The organism is Streptomyces sp. AC627_RSS907, assembly GCF_019049165.1.
The window spans coordinates 1-701 of the sequence record NZ_JAGMUE010001115.1 but is presented as its reverse complement, the minus strand read 5'-3'; the positions used below and the strand labels follow the sequence as shown (position 1 = coordinate 701).

Here is a 701-nt window from a genome sequence, read left to right as displayed (position 1 = left end):
GTCTTCCCGCCCGCCACGACCCTGGAGACGGACGACGCGATCTTCGACCGGGTGTACGGGGTCAACGTCAAGGCGCCCTTCTTCCTCACCCAGGCCGTGGTGCCGGAGATGATCGACAACGGCGGCGGGGTGATCGTCAACCTCGGGAGCTGGGTGGCCCGCCTCGGGCTGCCGGTGGGCGGTCTGTACAGCTCGACCAAGGGCGCGGTGGAGACGCTGACGCGGGCCTGGGCCGCCGAGTTCGGCCCGCTCGGCATCCGGGTCAACGCGGTCTCGCCGGGCGTGATCCGGCCCCCGGACCTCGCGCCGGACGCGGCGTACCCCGGCGAGGACCTGATGACCGGCACCCCGGCCGGCCGCGCCGGCCATCCCGACGCCATCGCCGCCGCCGCGCTCTACCTGGCCGGCGACGAGGCCGAGTTCGTGCACGGAACCGTCCTCGACGTGGACGGCGGCCGGACGGGGGTCGCCGTCCTGGCCGCCCCGCCGGGCGCCCGCCACCACGCCGGGTGAGCGACCCCGGCGGGCGCCCGGGCCCGGGCGGACGGCTCGGGCTCAGGGGCGCCAGCGCACCCGGTGCTCGTTGAGGTGGGCCAGGACGGCGTGGTTGGCCTCCCACCCGTCCGGAAACTTCATACTCACGCCGAGCCGCACCGGTTCCGTCGACGGATGGTCGTCCAGCAGTTCGGGCACCCCGGCCC

At 75.5% G+C, this 701-nt stretch carries 1 protein-coding gene and 1 pseudogene; one reads left to right on the top strand and one right to left on the bottom strand.

Annotated elements, in window-relative coordinates:
- Window positions 1-513, top strand: a 513-nt coding sequence (locus KUM32_RS40580; RefSeq protein WP_217146695.1) for an SDR family NAD(P)-dependent oxidoreductase, incomplete at its 5' end; no start/stop codon positions are given.
- 42 nt (window positions 514-555) lie between these two features.
- On the opposite strand, the pseudogene KUM32_RS44520 reads toward KUM32_RS40580, so the two are convergent.
- A pseudogene (locus KUM32_RS44520) lies at window positions 556-701 on the bottom strand (helicase); the annotation flags it as partial.